General features: G+C 40.9%; 22 protein-coding genes and 1 tRNA gene. 15 read left to right on the top strand and 8 right to left on the bottom strand.

Annotation, left to right across the window (positions count from 1 at the left end):
- Positions 1–473: 473 nt before the first annotated feature.
- The 4 genes from SLH46_RS04065 to sqr are packed head-to-tail and all read right to left on the bottom strand — an operon-like array spanning position 474 to position 3,249.
- On the bottom strand, positions 474–977 hold the full coding sequence (locus tag SLH46_RS04065) for a DsrE/DsrF/DrsH-like family protein (protein WP_320279874.1): 504 nt from the start codon (positions 975–977) through the stop codon (positions 474–476).
- 18 nt (positions 978–995) lie between these two features.
- Positions 996–1,307 carry a TusE/DsrC/DsvC family sulfur relay protein gene (locus SLH46_RS04060; protein ID WP_320279873.1) on the bottom strand — a complete coding sequence of 104 codons (312 nt, stop codon included), beginning with the start codon at positions 1,305–1,307 and terminating at the stop codon, positions 996–998.
- A 10-nt stretch (positions 1,308–1,317) separates the two neighbouring features.
- Positions 1,318–1,998, bottom strand: a complete 681-nt coding sequence (locus SLH46_RS04055; RefSeq protein WP_320279872.1) for a DUF1641 domain-containing protein — start codon at positions 1,996–1,998, stop codon at positions 1,318–1,320.
- A 15-nt stretch (positions 1,999–2,013) separates the two neighbouring features.
- A complete protein-coding gene (gene sqr / locus SLH46_RS04050; protein ID WP_320279871.1) occupies positions 2,014–3,249 on the bottom strand; it encodes a type III sulfide quinone reductase, selenoprotein subtype in 1,236 nt (411 codons plus the stop codon).
- A 249-nt stretch (positions 3,250–3,498) separates the two neighbouring features.
- Here sqr and SLH46_RS04045 point away from each other — a divergent pair, with 249 nt between their 5' ends.
- Positions 3,499–4,089: a Crp/Fnr family transcriptional regulator gene (locus SLH46_RS04045; RefSeq protein ID WP_320279870.1), complete on the top strand. Its 591-nt coding sequence runs from the start codon at positions 3,499–3,501 to the stop codon at positions 4,087–4,089.
- Here SLH46_RS04045 and SLH46_RS04040 read toward each other — a convergent pair whose 3' ends face one another.
- Together SLH46_RS04040 and SLH46_RS04035 are read right to left on the bottom strand one after the other, a co-directional pair.
- On the bottom strand, positions 4,090–4,641 hold the full coding sequence (locus tag SLH46_RS04040) for a molybdenum cofactor guanylyltransferase (protein WP_320279869.1): 552 nt from the start codon (positions 4,639–4,641) through the stop codon (positions 4,090–4,092).
- A gap of 54 nt (positions 4,642–4,695) precedes the next feature.
- Positions 4,696–4,769 (bottom strand) — tRNA-His (locus tag SLH46_RS04035).
- A gap of 167 nt (positions 4,770–4,936) precedes the next feature.
- Between SLH46_RS04035 and SLH46_RS04030 the strand changes: the two genes are divergently transcribed.
- The 6 genes from SLH46_RS04030 (at position 4,937) to SLH46_RS04005 (ending at position 9,172) form a co-directional block, all read left to right on the top strand.
- A complete protein-coding gene (locus SLH46_RS04030) occupies positions 4,937–5,482 on the top strand; it encodes an RNA polymerase sigma factor (protein WP_320279868.1) in 546 nt (181 codons plus the stop codon).
- 26 nt (positions 5,483–5,508) lie between these two features.
- On the top strand, positions 5,509–6,015 hold the full coding sequence (locus tag SLH46_RS04025) for a hypothetical protein (RefSeq protein WP_320279867.1): 507 nt from the start codon (positions 5,509–5,511) through the stop codon (positions 6,013–6,015).
- Positions 6,016–6,028: 13 nt separating this feature from the next.
- On the top strand, positions 6,029–7,126 hold the full coding sequence (locus SLH46_RS04020) for a DUF4097 family beta strand repeat-containing protein (protein WP_320279866.1): 1,098 nt from the start codon (positions 6,029–6,031) through the stop codon (positions 7,124–7,126).
- Positions 7,127–7,282: 156 nt separating this feature from the next.
- Positions 7,283–7,999: a head GIN domain-containing protein gene (locus tag SLH46_RS04015; protein WP_320279865.1), complete on the top strand. Its 717-nt coding sequence runs from the start codon at positions 7,283–7,285 to the stop codon at positions 7,997–7,999.
- 12 nt (positions 8,000–8,011) lie between these two features.
- Entirely contained in the window at positions 8,012–8,503 is a 492-nt protein-coding gene (locus tag SLH46_RS04010; protein WP_320279864.1) for a hypothetical protein, read from the top strand.
- Between the two features lie 33 nt (positions 8,504–8,536).
- Entirely contained in the window at positions 8,537–9,172 is a 636-nt protein-coding gene (locus SLH46_RS04005; protein ID WP_320279863.1) for a hypothetical protein, read from the top strand.
- A gap of 242 nt (positions 9,173–9,414) precedes the next feature.
- On the opposite strand, the gene SLH46_RS04000 is transcribed toward SLH46_RS04005, so the two are convergent.
- A complete protein-coding gene (locus SLH46_RS04000; protein WP_320279862.1) occupies positions 9,415–10,329 on the bottom strand; it encodes a sugar phosphate isomerase/epimerase family protein in 915 nt (304 codons plus the stop codon).
- 130 nt (positions 10,330–10,459) lie between these two features.
- Between SLH46_RS04000 and SLH46_RS03995 the strand changes: the two genes are divergently transcribed.
- From SLH46_RS03995 to SLH46_RS03985, 3 genes are all read left to right on the top strand, one after another.
- Positions 10,460–11,383: a DMT family transporter gene (locus SLH46_RS03995; protein WP_320279861.1), complete on the top strand. Its 924-nt coding sequence runs from the start codon at positions 10,460–10,462 to the stop codon at positions 11,381–11,383.
- Positions 11,384–11,515: 132 nt separating this feature from the next.
- The gene (locus SLH46_RS03990; RefSeq protein WP_320279860.1) at positions 11,516–11,881 is read left to right on the top strand and encodes an endonuclease domain-containing protein; all 366 of its coding nucleotides are present in this window, start codon (positions 11,516–11,518) and stop codon (positions 11,879–11,881) included.
- A gap of 131 nt (positions 11,882–12,012) precedes the next feature.
- Entirely contained in the window at positions 12,013–12,513 is a 501-nt protein-coding gene (locus SLH46_RS03985) for a YkgJ family cysteine cluster protein (RefSeq protein WP_320279859.1), read from the top strand.
- 20 nt (positions 12,514–12,533) lie between these two features.
- Here the strand turns inward: SLH46_RS03985 and SLH46_RS03980 are convergent, their stop codons facing one another.
- The gene (locus tag SLH46_RS03980) at positions 12,534–14,960 is read right to left on the bottom strand and encodes a hypothetical protein (protein ID WP_320279858.1); all 2,427 of its coding nucleotides are present in this window, start codon (positions 14,958–14,960) and stop codon (positions 12,534–12,536) included.
- Between the two features lie 234 nt (positions 14,961–15,194).
- On the opposite strand from SLH46_RS03980, the gene SLH46_RS03975 reads away from it, so the two are divergent.
- From SLH46_RS03975 to SLH46_RS03955, 5 genes are all read left to right on the top strand, one after another.
- The gene (locus tag SLH46_RS03975; RefSeq protein ID WP_320279857.1) at positions 15,195–15,518 is read left to right on the top strand and encodes a hypothetical protein; all 324 of its coding nucleotides are present in this window, start codon (positions 15,195–15,197) and stop codon (positions 15,516–15,518) included.
- A 45-nt stretch (positions 15,519–15,563) separates the two neighbouring features.
- The gene (locus tag SLH46_RS03970; RefSeq protein WP_320279856.1) at positions 15,564–16,415 is read left to right on the top strand and encodes an aldo/keto reductase; all 852 of its coding nucleotides are present in this window, start codon (positions 15,564–15,566) and stop codon (positions 16,413–16,415) included.
- Between the two features lie 83 nt (positions 16,416–16,498).
- Positions 16,499–17,527, top strand: a complete 1,029-nt coding sequence (gene porQ, locus SLH46_RS03965) for a type IX secretion system protein PorQ (protein WP_320279855.1) — start codon at positions 16,499–16,501, stop codon at positions 17,525–17,527.
- Between the two features lie 616 nt (positions 17,528–18,143).
- Positions 18,144–18,842 (top strand): (d)CMP kinase, encoded by a 699-nt coding sequence (gene cmk / locus SLH46_RS03960; RefSeq protein ID WP_320279854.1) that lies wholly within the window; start codon positions 18,144–18,146, stop codon positions 18,840–18,842.
- Positions 18,839–19,702, top strand: coding sequence for a 4-hydroxy-3-methylbut-2-enyl diphosphate reductase (locus SLH46_RS03955; protein ID WP_320279853.1), 864 nt, complete (start codon positions 18,839–18,841; stop codon positions 19,700–19,702). Before cmk ends, SLH46_RS03955 begins: the two co-directional genes overlap by 4 nt.
- Positions 19,703–19,737 lie beyond the last annotated feature (35 nt).

Below are 19,737 nucleotides of genomic sequence, written 5' to 3'. Positions count from 1 at the left end.
TTCTGAAAGAAGGTTTCGATATAAGGCGCATAGCACACTTCATTTTCAATTTGCTTTTGAATTTGCGCCTTTTCTAATGCTTAACATTAACCCCGGGCGACACTTTCCGCCTTCCGGCGGTTCGTTTGCCCGGGGCTAAATTATTACGGACTTTCAGCCCGATAACATATTTCCTGTTGGATTATAGCACTGAAAGTGCGTTTTATTATAGCCCAGGGCAAAGTAATTCATCGAATTACGTCGCCCTGGGTTAGGATAATTTGATTTGAATCGTCCGGCCAACGAAAATGAACGAAGCTAATTGGTTCTTCCGGACGAAATTTAACGGCAATATTCATAAAAAGATGTGAATAAAAGGTGTTGCTGGCAGGGAAGGATAAGAGGATGGGTATAATTGGCCTTTAAATTGGAGTTGACTCATTAAAAAAGCGCCACCTGAAACCAGATGACGCTTAACTTCCACATGTCCCTAATCAGGTAAAAATAATTTGGGTTCCTTCACCCCCTGACATAGCGTATAAGTCTCCAACTGTTATAATAGCTTTTACATGCTCACACAGGTCATCCTTTGTGAGTTTAAACATATCGGCGGCCATTTTACAGGCATAAATCTCGCCACCGCCTGCGGTTATCATATCCAAAAATTCGTCAACGGGCGGAACATCCAGCTCGTCCATTTGCTTTTTCATCATCGATGATACTCCGGCTTCTACTCCGGGAATTGCACCAAGCAAAGTGGGGAAAGCCCATCCGTTTGGCATCCGCATTCCCGGATTGCCAACTGTCGCCGTGTGCAATTTGTTCATCTGCTTTTTGGTAATGGCATCAAGTCCGAAAAAAGTAAAAAACAACTTTGCCTCAATACCTTCCATGACTGCCCCATTCGCCATTATTAAACCTGCGTACACATCTTCAATATTGGCTTTGGCTACAATGATCATTACCTTTTTTAAAGGCGTTTCTTTTACTTCAGTCATATTATTAAGTTTTTGGTTTTAAACGCAACTTGCCGGTTTGGAAATACCAGCGTATTTAGAAGATAGTTTCAACGGTCCGCCAGGAAACAATTGGTAAAGTCCTTTAATATCAACGATACCCGATTTCCCAACTTTTCTAATTGTCAGGGTAACACCGGCCGCCTCTTGCTCACGCAAATAATCCAACACTTCGTAGTGTTTGTCGGTTAGTTCAATACCATCTTCTTTTGCCATTTCTGCAGCAAGTTCCTTGCTCCAGTCCGATTTGTTTACCAGGTAGCCTTCATCGGTTACCTCAACAGTTTTTCCTGCGAAAGTCTTTTCTGCCATAATTTTATTTTTAATTGTTGTTTTTATTGGTTTCTGCAGCCATGTTCTTCATAAAGGTTACAAAGAATCCAAGCGCACGTTTCATCTCCGGTTGATTCATTTCGCGCATAACCTTAAAAATGGAATACTCGGGAACATTCTCCATTTCCATGCTTCCGTAAATTTTAAGGCCATTGTTCATCGCACTCATCATTTCGGGTTGTGTTGCCGAACGCACAGTTTCCATAATGGTGACAATGTTATCGGCCAGCTCTTTCACATCTGTCGGTTTGTAATGGGTAATAATATTATCGAAGATCTGTCCGGCTTCGGCAAAGAATTCGAAGTAGCCTTTTTGATCCAACTCATTAAGTTTTTTCGAAAAATCGATGATCACCTCGTTTAGAATTGGTGATGCATCTTTAATCAGATCGTTCATACTTTCGAATAGCTCCAGAAAACGGTTCATATTATCGATGTTACGCAGAATACGCAACATCAACCCTTTCACCTCATCAATATCAAGATGAACCATTCGGTTATCCAGGTCTTCCACCGCCGTGTCGTACATGTCTTTTCCAACGATCGACAGGTCAGAAATCAAATCTTCCACCTCGTTGGTTTTAAGCCGCTGCTGGTTTACGTACTCCAGCAGTAAATCAACCTTTTGATTCAGCTCCGTTATTTGTACTTGTAATGATTTCTCTTCCATAACAGGCTCCTTTAATTAATTCACCTTCTTTTTCCCGGCCATTGTCATTAGCGGCTCAACCGGCAGTTCTTTACCTTTAAGCAGAATGTGCCAGTAAATCCAACGGAACATCACTTTTCCGTAGTGGTTGATTTTGGTATTTTCCAGTAACCCAAACGGTCCGATTCCCGGCAGCGGGAAAGTTCCCGGAAGTGGTTCAGTATCGTAATTAAAATCGATAAGTGCACCTTTGCCAAAACCTGTTTCGATGTAGCAGTTCGCATGACCATCGAATTTGGCGTGCAAAGGACGACCTTCGATGGCGCTCATCAGGTTCTCGAATAAAATTTCGGCAGCAAAGTGAGCTACCGATCCGGCTTTCGATGTTGGAATATTTGAAGCATCGCCCAGCACAAAAATGTTTTCGTGTGCCACCGACTGCAGCGTATGTTTATCGGTTGGAACAAAATTCAAATCGTCGCCCAATCCACTTCTTTCGATCATTTCGTCGCCCATATTTACAGGCACCACGGTAAGCACATCAAAATCTACTTCCTGTTCATCGTAAGAAATAAGTTTTTTGACGTCGTTATCTACCCGTTCGATATAAAAATCAGGAATTACTTCTATATTTTTTTCGGCCAACAATTCCGACAGCATTTTTGTAGCAACGGGTTTGGTAAAAGCCCCGGGCATTGGTGTTACATAGGCAATCTCAACTTTATCGCGGATACCCAATTCGGTGAAATAAGCATCGGCAAGAAAGACAAACTCAAGTGGTGCAACCGGGCATTTGTATGGCAATTCGGTAATCGCCATTACCAGTTTTCCGCCTTCCCAACCTTTAAAGAATTTTTGCAGTGCCAAAGCCCCTTCGATGGTATAAAAATCGAAAATCTCCTTGTACCACAACTTGTCTTTTAAACCCGTAGTTTCATCAGGATTTGTTTTGGTACCGGTTGCCACAATCAGAAAATCGTAATTCAGCACCTGCCCGCCTTCCAAATGTACTTTATTGGCATCGCCTTCGATTTTATCGATTGCCGAATAAATCATAGTCACCCCGGCTGGAATAAAATCGGCCTTTGGTTTTATCACATCCTCCTTCTGGTAGATACCAAAAGGAATAAATAAAAATCCGGGTTGGTAGTAATGTGTTTTAAACTGATCGACAATGGTAATCGCCCACTCGTCTCTGTCGAGTGCCTTCCGTAGCTTATTAGCCATCATTGTGCCCGCAGTTCCGGCGCCAAGAATTACTATCTTCTTCATTTTAAATCGTTCTATTGGTTTATCTGCGTTTTAAAGTTACCGGAGCAGCAACAAGATGCTGTAAAACCTGCTATGATAATTATCAGAGGATAATAAATATCATAAAAAATTGATACATTGCGGGTTAATGAAACACGAGTAAACCGAACTATGGGAAGCACATCTTGTACTTGCGAATATTGTCAGTTAAAAAACATTTTTTTTGCTCACGTTAAAAGTCATGAGCTCGATAATATCTGCGATTTAAAAGTGGAAAGAAGTTACTCAAAAGGGGAATCGATAATTCAGGAAGGCGACCCGATTACCGAATTTGTGTACATGAAAAAAGGTTTGGTAAAACTCTCAAAAGCCTCAATCGACGGTAAAGATCAGATTATCAGTTTTTCGAAACCTTTCGATTTTGTCAGCCTTTTATCAGTATTTTCATCGGATCAATACAAGTATTCGGTTACGGCCATCGATCAGACTACAGTTTGTATTTTACAATTGGATGTGGTAAAAAAATACGCCGAAGAAAATGCACTTTTTGCCATGGATATGATGTCGAATATCAGCCAGATGACCGATAAAATTATTCACGACAGCCTGGAGATAAAACGCAAACACTTGAAAGGACGGATAGCGCATGTACTGCTTTATTTCTCCGATTACATTTATAAAAAGGATGAGTTTGAACTTCCCATCTCGAGACGTGAGATTGCCGAATATATTGGAATGACCACCGAAAATGTAATCCGCACTTTATCAGAATTCAGAAAGGACAAAATCATCAAAATCTTTGGGAAAGACATTTTGATTGCAGATAAAAAAAGATTGAAAAATATTTCAGATTTTGGTTAATTACAAATCTTCAGGACGGTTCAGGTTGGTAAATAAACGGTTATTCTTTTCCAATAACTTTCCGGCATCCAGCCAATTTGTGTTTGCCTCCTTCAACAAATTTTGCATTCTGTAATCTCCTGATTTTAGTTTTATTTCCATTGTTGGACACATGCTTTTGTTGTATAATGCAATCAAAGGTTCAGCACCTTTTTCGGTAAAAGGAACCACCGCATCAGAATCGCCGGTATTTGATAGTAGAAATTCAAGAAAGTTAGAATCGACATAGGCCGCATCAACACTAAGAACAAGATTCCAATCATTCGACGACTGCTTTAAGCAGGAATAAATCCCGCCAATTGGCCCACAGTTTTTAATCTCGTCTTCAACTACACGGTAACCAAAAGTTGTGTGTGACTGATGATTTGAACTGATGAGCAACTCCGAAGAAAAAGGTTTACAAAGGTTTATTGAACGCTGGAGTAAAGTCTCACCATCAAGCTCCAGTAAAGCTTTGTCGGTGCCCATTCGTTTGCTTTTGCCTCCGGCCAGAATTATTGTGGTTATTTGCATGTGCTAAATGTACAGAAATAAAAAAAGCTCCAGAAAAATCTGAAGCTTTTATCGGGTGGATGATGGGATTTGAACCCACGACCTCCGGAACCACAATCCGGCGTTCTAACCAACTGAACTACAACCACCATTTTGTTTGCGGGTGCAAATATAAATATTTTATTCTTTCCACAACTCAAAATAAAATAATTTTTGAAGGCTATTTTTGATTGAAATTACAAAGTCGAGAAATTTATTGCGTACATTATGCAACCCCACGAACATAATCTTGTCACTAAAATTGAAAGTTGAACAATTGAGACAAAAAGAGCACATACATAAAAAAATTATCGAAGCCTGTAAAAAAGGAGACAACAGGGCACGATACGAGCTGTATGGATTGTACTCTAAAGCCATGTTCAATATCTGCTACCGCATGATGAACAATCGCGAGGAAGCAGAAGACATGTTGCAGGAAGCGTTTACTCAGGCGTTTATGAAACTGGAATCGTTCCGGTACGAATCGAACTTCGGATCGTGGCTGAAACGAATAATGGTAAACACCTGCATAAATGCGATAAACAAACGAAAGGTAGAACTAACGTATTGCGAAGAAATCTACCATTATGACAAGACTGAAGAACAAGACGACCACGATCCGGAATTTACTGTAGCCACTGTTACAAAAGCTATGGAACAACTGCCGGAGGGAGGTAGAATGGTGTTTTCGCTGTATTTACTGGAGGGGTACGACCATGCTGAAATTGCACAGATTATGGGAATTACCGAATCGACATCGAAAAGCCAGTTTATGCGCGCCAAACGCCGCATTGTAGACATTTTAAAAGAACAAACCCATTGAGATAATATGGATAAACAATAAGCCATATGGAGAAGAATAGATTAGAAGAATTTGTAAAAGCCAATCGCGAGGAGTTCGATTTTCGGGCACCCTCGCCTGAAGTGTGGGACAAAATTGAAGCTGCCACCAACAAGCCAAAAGTAGTTTCGTTACGACACTATTTTATGCGCGCAGCAGCCGTGGCTGCAATCGTAATTGCAACCGGGCTTGTACTCTGGCAAGCGAGCCTAAACAGCCCGACACGACTGGCAGAAAATGCAGATCCGGAGTTAAAGGAACTCATTGAAGCCGAAGCATTCTATTCGAGCCAGGTGAACCAGAAAATGAAAGAAATTCAGAAGTGTTACTATACTTTCCCGGAGATTAAAAATGAGATTGAAACCGATTTAAACGAACTGGAAGGTATGTACCAGCTGCTTAAAAACGATTTGGAAGAAAATATTTCGAATAAAAGCGTAATTGAAGCAATGATTGAAAACAACCGTTACAGGTTACAACTTTGCGACGATGTACTTGACCAGATTAAATGTTAGAGAAGGGGGAAAAATGAGAATAATAAAATGTAGTATATTATTGGGCCTGCTTATTTTATTGGTGCCGTCGTTTGCAAAAGCCCAGTTTACCGACACCAGGGAAATAAATAAAACTTTTGCCGTTTTGCCAGAAACGCAAGTTGAGATTAGCAATAAATACGGCAAAATCGATTTAAAGACCTGGGATAAAGATTCGGTGAAATTCCTTATCAATATCAGGGTGGAAGAAAAGAAACTCTCGAAACTGGAAGAATCGATTGACGAGATTGATTTTGAGATTTCGAACAACGAACACTACCTGATTGTACGTACGATGGTTGAAAGAAACAAAAGTGCGTTGGGTCAGGAAATCAAAAAGTTTAAAGAAACACTGTTAAGTTCCGACGGCAACATTCAGGTGGATTACACCGTTTGGATGCCCGACTCGAACCGCTTAAAGATCGACAATAAATTCGGCGACATTTATATTGGCGATTTTAACGGCGAGGCTGATATCTCCTTATCAAACGGCAACATGAAAGCCCACGATTTTAACAACATTAATCTCTCCCTTAATTTTGCCGACGCCACCATTAACAACATCAAAAAAGGCCGTTTAGATTGCAACTTCAGCGATTTGTATGTAAAAGAATTGGGCAACATACACCTTCAAAGTAAATCAACGGAATTTGAGTTGGAAAAAGTGGAAACACTTACCGCCTCATCGCGGCGAGATAAATTCCGAATCCGTCAGATCGAATTACTCGATGCACGCAGCAGTTTTACAACGTTCAGAATTAACGAAGTAACCGACCGCGCAAAATTTCAGGCCGAGTACGGCGATATTGAAATTGAAAAAACAGCAAGCGATTTCAGCAGTGTAAATATCGAGTCGAAATCAACCGATATCAATCTTTATTTCAACGCCGAAACACAATTTAGCTTTGATGTAAAACATGTTAAAGCAGAAGTTGACATGGGCCAGGATTTTGTTGTCGACAAAGAAGAAGTGCTGGATGAAAAAGAATCAGAAATAAGAATGACCGGACATTTTGGAAACGACCCGAAAGCCGCCGAAAAGCTCTATATAAATGCCAATTCAGGGAATATAAGCATACGTACATCTTACTAAATTACAGCTCTTTAAATTTTTTAGCACGCATTTTGCAACCTCATCCAAAAACACCTGTCTTTTAAAACAGAAAGAAAACAATTATTAACCACGCGGGACTAGTTTGCCGAAGCCATGAAAACAATTAAACAAACTTTCCCCGGAAAACAACGTGTTATGAAAACAATTAAACTATTCATTTACGGGCTTGCTATGATTATTGCCGCAAGCAGCTGCATCGACGACATTACGGTGGAAGGAAACGGAATTGAAGCCTCCGAGAGCCGTATTGTTTCGAGTTTCGACCGAGTAAATTCATCAGGAAGTTTCAGGGTGCATATTACCGAAGGCACCGAACACGACGTTCTTGTAACTGCCGACGAAAACCTTCTGCAATACATTGAAACCTATGTTTCGGGAGATGTGCTTCACATTGATGTAAAAGGTATCCGTAACCTCAGAAACACACTTCCGATGGAAGTTTATGTAGTTACCCCCGAACTTGAGGGGATAAAACTTAGCGGGTCGGGAACGATTACTACGAACTATTTTTACACAGACAAAATGGACTTGATCCTTTCCGGATCAGGAAGATTAATTGCCGCTTTTGAAGCCGATGAGACAGATGCTTTACTTTCCGGCTCAGGTAGAATTGAACTTACCGGATCGACTGAAGATGCCAGATTTATAATAAGCGGATCGGGAACTATCGACGGTTACACCTTCGACATCTTAGATTGCAATACAACAACCTCGGGTTCAGGCGACATGTACGTTGATGTTTCCCGCAAATTGCATGCTGATATTTCAGGTTCGGGCAATGTCTTCTACTATGGTGACCCCAATATTGAAACACATATTTCCGGTTCCGGGAGTGTAATCAGTCAAAACTAAAAAACCACTACCATGAAACGTTTCCTCATCATCTTGCTATTTAGTTTACCACTGGCTTTATCAGCACAAACATTCAACAAAGCAATCGGTATCCGAGGTGGACTCTCCGCCGGATTTGAATACCGCTTTTACACCGACGATGCCAACTCGTACAAATTACTTTTGGCAACCCGCGACGACGGTATTCAATTTCACGCATTTAAAGAATTTCACGAATACGATCTGTTTAATTTCTCAGAACAACTATCGCTGTTTTATGGGCTGGGAGCACATTTTGGATATGAGCAGTGGGACAAATATTACGTGCAGGATAACACCAGCTGGTACGAAGAACGAACGGCCTTGCTGGCAGGTATCGACGCCGTTGTAGGTGTAGAATACCTATTTTACGAAGTCCCCTTATCGATAGGTTTTGAAGTTAAACCATACGTTGATGTACTGGGCCGCGACTTTTTCGACCTTGAATTATTCGACTTTGCCTTTACAATCAAATATCTTTTTTAAGCCAAAACAATTACTTAAACAAAATTCAGAAAGATGAAACAATTAACAATTTTAGTGGCCATTTTATTGGCATCATGTTTTGCCTTTGCGCAAGACGATTATTACAACGACCAGGTTGAAACTATTTTCTCGAACAATAGAAGCAATGGTGGTTATGGTGCATTCTCGGTTGGATACACCCAAATTGACGGTCGCGATGCAATGGTGGCCGGAGCTCGTGGAGCCTTCATTTTCGATCACTCATTTGCCATTGGTCTGGCCGGTTACGGTTTTGTAAACGACCTTGAATACCACAAATACCAAACGGCCCCGGAGGACCGCTTCTTTTTAGCCGGTGGTTACGGTGGAGTATTTTTTGAGCCTATAGTTGGCGGAACAAAACCCGTGCATGTTTCTTTCCCAATTGTAGTTGGAATGGGAGGAATATCGCTGGTGGAACACACCGGATGGGACTGGGGTTATTACCACGATGAATATCACGAGTTCGACACCGACCTGTTTTTTGTGTTCGAACCCGGAGTGGAACTGGAGTTTAATCTTACGCGCTTTTTCCGAATTGCGGCTTATGGAAGCTACCGTTTAACATCAGACATAAAATTGTATGATACCGATCCGGATGTACTTAGAGGTTTTAATGTGGGAATGACCTTTAAATTTGGGAAGTTTTAATCGAAGAACAGGAACACATTACCCTCTCTCCTGTCTCTCCCTTAAAAATGGAGAGACGATCGGCCTTCAGACAAAACAAAGTCAAATCAGTAATTTATCTGGTTCAACAAAGATCATCCGACCAATCGTCCTTCCTTGCTTGCAGGGAAGGATAAGAGGAAGAGTATAAATAAATCCGGAAACAAAAAGCGGTTGCCCGAACTAGTTCCGGACAACCGCTTTTTTATTGTTTTTGATTCTTGTTATTCGTATAAATCTACGTAATCCTGTGCTTTTAAATACTCCAGACTTTTTGCACAGCTTTCAATTGGTTCAAAGTTGTAATCTTCAACCTCAACAATTCCGTATTCAGCACCTGCTTTTTCGCGCGCAGCAAAAACTCCTACAAAATCCATTTTACCGCTTTCACCCACTTCTTTTTCATCTTTAATGTGCCACAGCTCAAAACGACCGGGATATTTTTCAAAATAGTCAGTAGCGTTTTTGCCGCCTTCGGCAATCCAATATAAATCGAGTTGGAACATCACTTTCGAAGGATCGGTCAATTCCAACATCCAGTCGTAAAGCGGTTTCCCTTCGTATTCAGTGGTAAATTCCTGATCGTGGTTATGATAGCCAAAACGAATACCGGCAGCGTTACATTTTTCGCCAACGGCTTCAAAATATTTGCAATAATCTTTTAAACCGTCGAGGCTTTGGTAAGCAGTTTCGCCCATCCATGGTTGAACAATCCATTTTACACCGGCTGCTTTATGAGCGGCAATACAAGTATCCCACCATGCCATGGTTTCGTCCCAGGTTTCGTCGGTTGGAACTGCTTGTCCGGTGTGTGCTCCCAAAAATTGGAGGCCACTGCTTTCGCACAAATTTTTAAACTCAACCGGATCGATGCCATACATCAGGCCATCGCCATAACCTGCGGTTTCAACAAACTTGTATCCACTTTCGCCAACTGCTTTAAGTGTAGCTGCAACGTCTTCACCCATATTATCTTTTACCGACCACAGTTGAAGTCCGATAAAAATCTCCTTCTTAACTTCGGCACTTTTCTCTTCAGCCTTTTTGGGAGCTGAATTACACGACGTAAATCCTTGCATAAGCAGCGCAGTGATTGCCAGTACTGCCAACGATCTTAAACTAATTCTTTTTGAAATCATTTTTACTTGGTTTTAGGTATTTAAATAGTAGTCTTTAAACAAGACTATCTCACAAATATGGCTTTTTTCATTCATTATTCCCACTCAGGCTTACACTTTAATATTACTTTTGTGGCTTCAATTTTAATCCATGAAAAACAAAGACCTTACCGCGATACTTTCAGCACTGGGAGCTGCTTTCTTCTGGAGCTTCTCGTTTGTTTGGTTTAAAATCGCGTTTATCGCCTACAAACCTATTACGGTGGTAATCCTGCGGTTAACAATCGCAGCCTTGCTTATTACTTTTATTGCCTGGTTTTTAAAACGCCTGCAAAAACCGGAAAGAAAAGACTACAAACTGTTCTTTTTCATGTCGCTATTCGAACCTTTCCTCTACTTTTTAGGAGAAAGCTACGGATTAAAATATGTATCGTCCACCGTGGCTGCGGTAATTGTGGCTACCATTCCGCTGCTCACTCCGGTTGCTGCCTGGTATTTTCACAAAGAGAAGGTAAGAGCGATGAACCTGATTGGATTGATTTTTTCGTTTGTGGGGGTTGCAATGGTGGTTCTCAATGGTAGTTTCAAGTTCGATGCTTCGCCATTGGGCGTTGGTCTTGAATTTATGGCTGTATTATCAGCCATCGGTTACTCCATTATTCTAAAAAACCTGGCATCGCGCTATAATACGCTTACCATAATCGCTTATCAGAATTTTATCGGGGTAGTATTATTTTTACCCATTTGGCTTGTGCTCGATGTGAAAGACTTTATTCATACACCTTTCCATCCACAGGCTTTTAGAGCAATTGTTTTGCTGGCTGTTTTTTCGTCAACGCTGGCCTTTGTATTTTTCACGCAAAGTGTTCGCAACATAGGTGTAACACGCACAAATACCTTTATAAATCTGATTCCTGTTTTTGTGGCCGTTTTATCCTTTTTTATTCTGAAAGATAATCTGGGACTACAAAAGATTGTTGGAATTTTAGTGGTGGTTGCCGGATTGTTTCTTTCGCAAATAAAAAAACGCGAAACCAACGGACGCAAAAAAGCGGTTGAAGTTCACCGGAAATAAAATGATTGTTTTTGATAATTCTCCTCTACCCTTTTGTCTGTCGACATTTTCCCTTACAAAGGGAAAACTCTTTGAGGGAAAGTTCATAAATTTTCAAATTGCTACCTTTATGGAAACTCAAAAACAAATGCAGTGCTCTACGAACTTATCAAGCAGAAAACACGTGCGTTAAGATGGAATGGAACTCCAGCCGAAAAGAAATTATGGAAATATCTGCGTAGAAAACAATTGAAGGGAAGAAAATTCTTGCGACAACATGCCATCATTTATGAAACAATTGGCGACGAACATTTCTTTTATGTTCCCGACTTTTTCTGCTTCAAAGAAAATATGGCGATTGAATTAGACGGAGAAATTCACAAATTCAATAAAAAGCGAGATGAAAGACGGGATGAAATTTTAAGAAATAAGGGAATAAAAATATTACGTTTTCAAAATGATGACCTGGACGAAATCGAAAATGTTTTGCAAAAGATTATCACAGAGTTTAATCAATAATTACTCTACGTTTTAAAGCGAAAAAATCCCTGAAGAATAACCACTGAACCAACTAAATGCCGGCTCTCCTTTTGAGGGGAGCTCCCGACAGGGAGAGGGGTAAAGAAAGATTTATATAACTTGCACGCCAAATGAACATCAATTATAAAACACCGGAAGAATTAAAACTGCTCACCGATAAGAGCAGGCCGGAAACCAACGCCTTGTTGAAAAAGCTGAAAAAGAAAAAGCCTAAACGGCTCGACGATGTGGTACATGCGCTGCATTACGAAGCTTTTGATAATTTCGACTGTCTGGATTGTGCCAACTGCTGTAAAACAATCGGGCCTCGCCTTATTGTTAAAGATATTGAACGACTGGCCAAACACCTGAAAATGAAAGTTCCCGATTTTACGGAACAATACATCAGGGTTGACGAAGACGGCGACTATGTTTTTAAGGACCATCCCTGCCCTTTTCTGATGCCCGACAACTATTGCATGGTGTACGAAAGCCGGCCAAAAGCCTGTCGCGAATACCCGCACACCGACCGGAAACGATTTTACCAAATCCTTGATCTGACGCATAAAAACTGTGAAACCTGTCCGGTTGTGCTGGAAGTTTTTGAAGAATTAAAAAAGAAAAACTTTTAAGAGTTATTGTAGTAATCCCCCTAATTATCTGCTTCGGGAATAACTTCAAAACGCATTTCGCCCAGACAAACGGTGCCGATGGTTGTAATTCCTTCCACCAAAACTTTATAGCGGGCAATATCATCCGAAGTATAAAACGAGATATTCGCCACTCCGTTATTTAGTTTTACTGAAGGATTCCAGTACAACGTTGTACGATAATCCGGTCGTTCTGAATTCCTGTTTTCGGCAGTATAAACTGGCGAATAAAACTCACGGTATTTCGAGAAACCTTTAATTTTTTGTTTTATCACCCCTTTCAAATATTTTTCACGCACTTCATCCGGAGCTCCGCGTTTTGTGTAAATAAAAATCGCACCGTTTGAACCTCTCACTCCGAGTAATGCCATTCCTGTTGGATTGTGCGTAGTGATTATATCAACACGGTCAATACTCGTAACAGTCAAGGGAGGAAAATGGTAAATAGGATCATTCCAAGGAGATCCATCAACATAAATCAACGGTCCTGTTCCGGCAACCATTGACTTAGGCATACGATTCCCAAAAAATGTGGGCGCTTTTTCAAACAGTAATGCATATAAACTATTCGCCATAAAATCTCCCTCTGTTGGTTTTATCATTATATCCGGTTCCGAATAAATCTGCGAAAATTTTACTTCCTCCTGTTCTGGAGCATTTGCAGTAACTTCCACCTCATCAATCATTATAACATCTTTTTCAGGCTCGAATGCTTTTTCGGCAAGACTTGCGTAATAATTCTGCCGGTATAGTTCGAGCGGAATTTTATTTCGTTCGGAATACTGTTTGAATTTAGCTGGATTAAAATCTGCATGAATGGTAGTTAACGGATCAATTGTTACTCTTGTATTTTCACTCTCGTTACTTTTTCGGGCTTGCAGGGTAATTGCTGCCGAATCGGTCAGATTTATATGCTGAAAAACAAACCGACCATCTGCATCGGTGGTTTGCCACGAGGTAAATAAACTATCGTTTTGCACCATAAGCAGAACTTCGCTATCGGCCAACCGCTTATTATTCCACAGGTTGCTTACGTAACCTTCAAGCGTAAAACCTGCAGTTACAGGATACTTAAATTCCTCTTCATCCATGTCTGCAATTTTGTTCCAGATGTAGTTGCTCCAGCCGTGCGTTAACATCAACAGATCAAGTTTCTGTCCGGAAGATATTTCGGGTTCATCGCTGAAATAATCAGCCGGCGATTCAATGCGTCCAATAAGTTCGGCATCAAGGTACAACTGCGACAATATGTTTTGTGATTGGCCAAAAGCATTCAAACTGTTTTCGTCAACAACAGCGATAGAAAGCCGCGCACTATCGGCAAGAAATTTTTCGTCAGGTTTCAACTGAAAAGCTGCCAACTCACGGTTGGATAAAACCGTATCGGGCGATTCAATCAGAATGGTATTTGTTTCAATATTGTTGTTGAAATACAAACGCTCGGAAACCGGGTTTAAATCTTCGTTTAATAACACCAGGCGGTTTATTCCTGCACCAAATTTATTCTTCTCAATTTTTACGCTAAAGTCGTTTTGGGTGGGTCTTACTTTTTTGTAGAAGATCACTTCTCCCCGATTCATGCAGGCCAGCGTATATTTCTCGCGCTGATAATTTTTAGAGTTGCTTAAAATTCCAACATGCAACAGCTCATCAGTATTGTTATACAATTGTAGTTTTATGCCCGCTTCCTCAGGTTCGCAAAACGCAACTTTTAATCTTGGGAAAGCATTTAAAACCACGGTATATTTTTCGCCGCTGTTTGGGTAAAAATCAAACTTCCCCAGCCCTTTGTAGTTGGTCTCGAAACGGGCAACCACCTTATTATTTTCATTTAGCACCACTCCATTGGTATTGATACTTTCACCATTTCTGGCCGTAATTTTTACGCCGATTACATTCGGAGTATGCTCCAATAAAATACCTCCTTCAGGGAAAAAACGGACAAGAGGTTCTACTTCTGCCCTGCGATTTTCTACAGAAGTATCATTTTCAATTTCGAAAGAGTTTTTAGTTTTTTCAATCGTCAGCGACTTATAAAAAAAACAGTCGCTGCCAAAGTTGCGGAGATGGTTGGTGTACGTTCGAAAAACAAGATCACCAGTGAGCACTGAGTCCTCAATTGGAATATTTCCCTCCCCAAATCCACTGTAAACAGGAAAGATTTCGGATTTTAAGATGGCCCCGGTTGAGTCAATCAAATCAACATACAAATTCTGATCTCCTTTTACCGGAGAATGTGTTTTCCCATTGAGCAAATAAGCACTCAGCCAAATGGTATCGCCAAGGAAATAGATTTCGTGATCGGTTTGCACATAGAGTTTCTGAAAACCCGATTGATCACTGGCGGTAATGAAATCAGGGTCGCTTTGTGCATACAGATTTTGAACTAAAACCAAAACCGGAAATAACCATGTTAAAGGATTGAGCATTGGTTTATTGTTGAGTTTCTGTTGATTTCACTTTAAAATTAGCAATAAAAAACACAATGTTCAACAGCATTTCTTAATGAACAACGCTATTTCTGCGACCCACACTATGTTTTACACCATCTTTTTGTAAATCAGCGACTAATACAAACGTTAATATTTTCAAGGTCCGCTTTGAATCCGATTACCGATCAAAAAGAAATTTATAACTTTAAGGCAAAGCAAAAAACCAATCGCATGGGATACAATGGCCTCGGAATGCAACGTTGGATTTCAACAATGAAACCCAGAAAATACCTTGGAAAACGTAGCAAACCCGATGGTGGCGGTGGAGCTCCGTCTGCCGGGCCTGAAGTAAGCAGTTACTATCACATAAAAAAACGGAACTTTTCGGTTTTAAAAAGCAAAACGTACACCGAAAGCTACAAAAAACAGCTTCGGTCAAAGTTGGCAGAGGACAAAAGAAACAGTAATTGGAAGATTGTTATAAGTATTGCAATTGGTTTGGTAATAATTTTGCTTTTGTTTGTTTACTTTAACGACCGCTTAAACTTATTGTAAAATTGGAATCCCATTGAAATGATCTCCTAAAATAAGATGCAGAATATGAAAAAACTACTTTTAAACGATGGAAACGAACTCCCTGTAATTGGTTTCGGAACCTACCAATCGAAAGAACAGGAAGGAATTGAAGCAGTAAAATTTGCCCTGCAAAATGGTTACAGATTGATTGATACTGCCGCATTTTATTTTAATGAAGAAGCAGTTGGAAAAGGGATTAAAGCCAGCGGCATTCCACGTGAAGAGATAATAGTAACCACCAAATTATGGCGCGATTATTTGGGTTATAAATCCACAAAAAAAGAATTGGAGAAATCATTACAAAAACTCGATCTGGATTACATCGACCTGTACCTGATACACTGGCCGGCCAACGCACGCAACTACAACGACTGGCAGAAAGCCAACGCCGACACCTGGCGCGCTATGGAAGAACTGCAGGCCGAAGGAAAAATAAAATCGATTGGTGTTAGCAATTTCTGGGAGGTACATTTTGAAGCACTTTTTAAGACCGCCAATGTTAAACCGGCGGTAAACCAAATAGAGTTTCACCCCGGTTACTGGCAACCGGAGTTAACAGCCTACTGCAAAAAACATAATATTACGATTGAAGCCTGGTCGCCACTGGCACGCGGACGCGTTTTTGACAATAAAACTTTGCAGCAAATTGCAAAAAACTATAATCAGTCAATTGCCAAAGTTTGCCTGCGCTGGATTACGCAACACGATGTGGTGGTAATTCCAAAATCAACTACGCATGAACGAATTCTGGACAATCTTGACATCTTTGAATTTGAACTTACTCCGGAAGAAATGAGCCTGATTGACAATCTCCCCGAAATGGGATTTAGTGGTGAGTTGCCTGATATCTGGCCGGAGCGGCTACCACGTGTGTAGATGCAGTGAGAAATTCACCAATCTGTTTCCCCTATAATAATAATTAAATACCTTTGGCGTTTTAGAAAAAATGACAATCGCGCATGAAGCGAAAATTATACGTATTAATTTTATTCAGCTTATTATTCTTAACCGGCAAAGCACAGATCGGTGGTGAATACACCTACCAGTTTCTGGAGCTGACCAACTCGGCACGTATTGCAGCTTTGGGAGGCACACAAATTGCCATTTACGATTCGAGCGACCTGAACCTGCCTTACGCCAATCCGGCCCTGCTCCACGCGGAGATGGACAACCGTGTTTTGGTGAACTATGTAAATTACCTTGCTGATGTAAATTACGGCTATGCCTCGTATGCTAAAACTTACGATGGGATCGGGAATTTTGCGGTAGGTATGCACTACATCAACTATGGGCAATTCGAGGAAGCCACAGAAACGGGTGAACTTACAGGAGCCACTTTTAATGCAGCCGAGTATGCGCTAAACCTCATTTATTCGAACAGCTATAAACGACTGAATTACGGTGTTAACTTAAAACCTATTTTGTCGTCGTTCGAAACCTATCAGTCGTTTGGAATTGCTGCCGATTTGGGTGCAAGTTTTGCCAGTAAAAACGGTTATACCAACGTAGCATTGGTGGTGCGCAACTTTGGAACACAGATTTCTACCTACTATGATGGAGCCGACAGAGAACGAATTCCACTGAACATTCAGGCTGGAATCAGCAAACGTCTACAACATGCTCCGTTGATTTTTTCAGCCACGATGCAACACCTCAACCACTGGGACCTGGCATCGAGCGATGAAGAAGAAGAGTTTAACGGCGAAACCATTCACCAGCGCGAAGAGAGTTTTGCCAAACAAACCATGCGCCACCTGGTTTTGGGAGCTGAAATATTACCTTCTGAAAACTTTACGTTGCGGGTGGGTTATAACTACCAACGTCGCCAGGAACTTAAATTCGACGATAAAGCTTCAACCGTTGGATTTTCTGCCGGATTCGGCTTAAAGATCAAACGTTTCCATTTTGATTATGCCATTTCCCGATTCCATTTGGCAGGCTCATCGAACTTGTTTTCGGTGTCGGTTAACCTGAATAACAATTTCTAATTGAAATAATTCTGACATTTCTAAAACAGGCTCCCAGCCTTGGAAATCCTGTATAGTTCAATGATCATACATTCGTCTTTCCAGACGGGAAATACTTTTTCCTTTAGCTGAAAAAGTATTCAAAAAAGCCACCGCTGACGATAAAAAGCTAAAAATAAATTCCTCTCACTAAAATCAAGAAACTCCTCCTTTTAGACCTTCATACTTCAGGCCTAACGAGCGTCAAACAGACTTGATTTTTTAACGTTCCCTCCATTTACTTTCTTAACCCTTTTTCTCAAAGGCGGACTTTAAGGCAAATTTTGTGCGGGCTCGTCAAAAATCCGTAAGTCGGGCTAATCTGTTACATTGAAAAAACGTAAAGGTTATTTTTTGACAAGATTTTTGGTTCCTTTTGATCGAATGCAAAAGGAACTGCCCGTCCGGCATGAGGCCAAAAGCTAGAATTTTGATTTACAGCTCAACTCAACAACAGACCTATCGCATATTTTCAAACAATAAAAACATGCATTTCCAAATGAATTTTAATTCTTTAAAACTTTTTAGAACCACCTAAAACGGACAATTGAATCTTAATTAAAATTTCCCCATCTTTGCTTCAAATTCCTACAGAAACATGAACGATAAAAAGATTATCATCGCCATCGATGGCCATTCGTCTTGCGGAAAAAGCACCATGGCTAAGTCACTTGCCAAGCGGCTTGGTTACGTGTATATCGACACCGGCGCCATGTACCGTGTGGTAACGCTGGTTGCCCTGCGCAACGGATGGATTGAAAATAAGATTCCCGATACACAAAAAGTTATCGACGGATTGAAAGACATTAACATCACTTTTAAATGGGATGAGGTCGCCGGCAAAAACACAACTTTCCTGAATGGCGAAAATGTGGAAGATGAGATCCGACAGTTGAAAGTTTCTGAGAATGTGAGCCCAATTAGTACCATCGCAGAAGTGCGCCACGAAATGGTTCGTCAGCAACGCAAGAATGGCAAAAACAAAGGCATTGTTATGGATGGCCGCGATATTGGCACAGTGGTTTTCCCCGATGCCGAACTAAAAATATTTATGACGGCCTCGCCCGAAATTCGTGCACAGCGTCGCTACCTCGAACTCACGGAAAAAGGAGATAAGGTAAACTTCGAAGACATTCTGGCGAATGTTGAGGGGCGCGATAAAATTGATTCAACACGCGCCGTAAGTCCCTTAAAACAAGCCGACGACGCACTTATTCTTGATAATAGTGAGCTAACCCGCGAACAACAACTGGCTTGGGCCGTTAACAAAGTAAAAGAAATTACAGACGGAATATGATTGTTGAGATAGATAGGAGATCGGGTTTTTGTTTTGGAGTAATCAACGCGATCAAAGCAGCGGAGGATGAGTTGAAGGAGTCGAACCAATTATATTGTTTGGGCGATATTGTTCACAACGGGATGGAGGTGGAACGCCTTGAAAAAATGGGCTTAAAATCCATTACAAAAGAGGAGTATTTTACGCTTAGCAACTGTAAAGTTCTAATTCGTGCTCACGGCGAACCGCCCGAAACATATCAACATGCCGAGGCCAACAACATTAAATTGATCGATGCTACCTGTCCGGTGGTACTTACACTCCAGGAGAAAGTAAAAAGTTCGTATAACAAACATTCTCAGATTGAAGGTCAGGTGGTGATTTACGGAAAACAGGGACATGCTGAAATTGAAGGTTTAAACGGACAAACCAATCACAATGCAATCATTATCGAGAGCATTGCCGATGTGGATAAAATTGACAAAAGCCGTCCTGTTTCGCTGTATTCGCAGACAACAAAACGAATTGAAGACTTTCACGAAATAGCCCAAAAGGTAAAAGAAACCACCGATCCGGGTGTTCCGGTTGAAATAAAAGATACCATTTGCCGGCAAGTATCGAACAGGGTACCAAACCTGAAAAAATTTGCCGAACGTTTTGACATGGTGCTATTTGTAGCCGGCCGCAAAAGCTCAAACGGACAATACCTTTATACCATTTGTAAAGAGGTAAATGATGATTCGTATTTCATTTCAAATCTCGATGAAATTAAAAAAGAATGGTTTGATGGCGTGAAGTCGGTTGGTATTTGCGGAGCCACATCTACACCCAACTGGTTGATGGAAGACGTGGAAAAATGGATCCACGCCAATTTCAGCTAAGATCATTTCATAATTTACCGTACTTTTAGGCAAAC

Origin of the sequence: Draconibacterium sp. IB214405, assembly GCF_033963885.1 — a bacterium.
Lineage (GTDB): Bacteria > Bacteroidota > Bacteroidia > Bacteroidales > Prolixibacteraceae > Draconibacterium.
Note: the sequence above shows the minus strand (reverse complement) of the source record. Positions and strands in the feature narration are given on the sequence as shown.

What these genes read in the sequence shown, in the direction of transcription:
- SLH46_RS03955 (WP_320279853.1), top strand. Translation starts at nt 18,839, where the DNA reads ATGATTGTTGAGATAGATAGGAGATCGGGTTTTTGTTTTGGAGTAATC.
- SLH46_RS03970 (WP_320279856.1), top strand. Translation starts at nt 15,564, where the DNA reads ATGAAAAAACTACTTTTAAACGATGGAAACGAACTCCCTGTAATTGGT.
- SLH46_RS04025 (WP_320279867.1), top strand. Translation starts at nt 5,509, where the DNA reads ATGGAGAAGAATAGATTAGAAGAATTTGTAAAAGCCAATCGCGAGGAG.
- SLH46_RS03995 (WP_320279861.1), top strand. Translation starts at nt 10,460, where the DNA reads ATGAAAAACAAAGACCTTACCGCGATACTTTCAGCACTGGGAGCTGCT.
- SLH46_RS04065 (WP_320279874.1), bottom strand. Translation starts at nt 977, where the DNA reads ATGACTGAAGTAAAAGAAACGCCTTTAAAAAAGGTAATGATCATTGTA.
- SLH46_RS04000 (WP_320279862.1), bottom strand. Translation starts at nt 10,329, where the DNA reads ATGATTTCAAAAAGAATTAGTTTAAGATCGTTGGCAGTACTGGCAATC.
- SLH46_RS04010 (WP_320279864.1), top strand. Translation starts at nt 8,012, where the DNA reads ATGAAACGTTTCCTCATCATCTTGCTATTTAGTTTACCACTGGCTTTA.
- sqr (WP_320279871.1), bottom strand. Translation starts at nt 3,249, where the DNA reads ATGAAGAAGATAGTAATTCTTGGCGCCGGAACTGCGGGCACAATGATG.
- porQ (WP_320279855.1), top strand. Translation starts at nt 16,499, where the DNA reads ATGAAGCGAAAATTATACGTATTAATTTTATTCAGCTTATTATTCTTA.
- SLH46_RS03975 (WP_320279857.1), top strand. Translation starts at nt 15,195, where the DNA reads ATGGGATACAATGGCCTCGGAATGCAACGTTGGATTTCAACAATGAAA.
- SLH46_RS04015 (WP_320279865.1), top strand. Translation starts at nt 7,283, where the DNA reads ATGAAAACAATTAAACTATTCATTTACGGGCTTGCTATGATTATTGCC.
- SLH46_RS04040 (WP_320279869.1), bottom strand. Translation starts at nt 4,641, where the DNA reads ATGCAAATAACCACAATAATTCTGGCCGGAGGCAAAAGCAAACGAATG.
- SLH46_RS03985 (WP_320279859.1), top strand. Translation starts at nt 12,013, where the DNA reads ATGAACATCAATTATAAAACACCGGAAGAATTAAAACTGCTCACCGAT.
- SLH46_RS04060 (WP_320279873.1), bottom strand. Translation starts at nt 1,307, where the DNA reads ATGGCAGAAAAGACTTTCGCAGGAAAAACTGTTGAGGTAACCGATGAA.
- cmk (WP_320279854.1), top strand. Translation starts at nt 18,144, where the DNA reads ATGAACGATAAAAAGATTATCATCGCCATCGATGGCCATTCGTCTTGC.
- SLH46_RS04020 (WP_320279866.1), top strand. Translation starts at nt 6,029, where the DNA reads ATGAGAATAATAAAATGTAGTATATTATTGGGCCTGCTTATTTTATTG.
- SLH46_RS04055 (WP_320279872.1), bottom strand. Translation starts at nt 1,998, where the DNA reads ATGGAAGAGAAATCATTACAAGTACAAATAACGGAGCTGAATCAAAAG.
- SLH46_RS03980 (WP_320279858.1), bottom strand. Translation starts at nt 14,960, where the DNA reads ATGCTCAATCCTTTAACATGGTTATTTCCGGTTTTGGTTTTAGTTCAA.
- SLH46_RS04005 (WP_320279863.1), top strand. Translation starts at nt 8,537, where the DNA reads ATGAAACAATTAACAATTTTAGTGGCCATTTTATTGGCATCATGTTTT.